Source organism: Sphingomonas sp. CFBP 13706, assembly GCF_014842355.1.
Classification (GTDB): Bacteria; Pseudomonadota; Alphaproteobacteria; order Sphingomonadales; family Sphingomonadaceae; genus Sphingomonas; species Sphingomonas aerolata.
This window is the reverse complement of record NZ_JACYVM010000053.1, coordinates 1-1,440: the sequence shown is the minus strand read 5'-3', so window position 1 is coordinate 1,440 and position 1,440 is coordinate 1. Positions and strand designations below refer to the sequence as shown.

The following is a 1,440-nucleotide window of genomic DNA, read 5'->3' as shown; positions in this document are numbered from 1 at the left end:
CAGGCTGCCGCTCATATAGTTGACGGTCGACCCTTGCGTGAACGGCGTGGTGCCGCTGGCATCGGCCGACACCTGATAGGCGATCGCGTCGGCGCCTTTGACCAGGCGAAACTGGTTGAGGCTGGTGATGGTCGCGCGCGCCGAATTGCCGCCGATCAGGGTCAGCACGGACCCCGTGCAGGAAAGCCCGGCGGATCCGGCAACCTGCGGCACCGTGCCCCCTCGCACGTCGTACGACGACACCGGCGAGAAGGTGAGTGCCCCGGACGATGTCGTGCAGGCGGCGAATGCAGGGCCCGTGACGATGCTCAGGACCACCAGTGCGAAGAACAGCCGCAGCGACACCATCACCGGCACGAGACCGGTCCAACCCGTGACAGCGCCGCGACGTCTGCGGAGACGCCGAACGTCGCCTGGCACACCGTCCCGTCCGACGTCAGCGCGGAGAGCGACACCTGTTCGCCGACATCCTCCAGATACGCGATGCCGTCCCAGCCGATGGCGACGTCGGGATGCCCCTCACGCTGGACGCGACCGCCCGGCTTGAGTGTCGCCCCGGTGCTGTCGACGAGCACGGCGAGGATGTTGCGCGTCATGCGGACGTTCAGACGCACGACGGCACCACTGCCCTGTCGCACGGCAACCCGCTGCTCCACCGCGGATGCGACATGGTTCTCCGACAGCGACAGCGTATCGATCGCGAAGCGGACGGGAAGATAGGGCACGACATTGGGCACGAAGAGATGGCCCTTGCGGTTCGTCACGCCGACCGGCTGGTTTTCATAGCTGACGCCAACGCCCGCCACGCCAGTCTCGACGACCGCGAAGGCATCGCTCGCCTGATTGGCGACGAACAGGCCGCCGTCCATCGCCACGATCGAACCCGATGCGCCGATCCAGGCCGAGCTGCGCGCCTGGGCCATCGCGCCCCCGGCCTGCACTTCGATGAAGGGCGCGCGCCATGTCCCGGTCACCTGCCCCGATGCAGGCCCCCGGCTTGCCGCTGCTATCCCGGCATCGATTCCAAGGCCGCCATCGGTCGGCGTCGCCCGGGTATAACCGACCTGATAGAGATTGCGCCCGGCCGAACGGCTGATCCCGCCACTGGCCGCATTGCGTCCGAACGGGATGAACAGGCGCAGCTGGGCGCTGGTCGCGCCCCGTTCGAAATCGCGATCCGCGGTCACGAACAGGTTCGCGCGCGATCCGACCGGACGACCATAGGACAAGGACAGCAGGCGCGAACGTAGCGTGAGTTCGTCGACCGATCCCAAGCTTCGCCCCGAAATATACGCAGCCCCCACTGTGCCCAGCCGCGCCAGATTGACGTTGGCGATCGCGCGATAGGTTCGCCGCCGTGTCGCGGGATTTGCAAGGTCGAAGCTGGCGAGCTCGCGAAAGCCCCTGCTGCGATCGTCATATTGCGCGGCAACGCTGAAG

2 protein-coding genes are annotated in these 1,440 nt (G+C 67.1%); both read right to left on the bottom strand.

Annotated features, from left to right (window positions below; translation table 11 throughout):
- On the bottom strand, window positions 1-348 hold a 348-nt coding region (locus tag IFS44_RS21595; RefSeq protein WP_206757902.1), incomplete at its 3' end, for a spore coat protein U domain-containing protein.
- Window positions 348-1,440 (bottom strand): fimbria/pilus outer membrane usher protein (locus IFS44_RS21590; protein ID WP_192100192.1); only part of this gene is annotated, 1,093 nt, incomplete at its 5' end. The genes IFS44_RS21590 and IFS44_RS21595, both read right to left, overlap by 1 nt.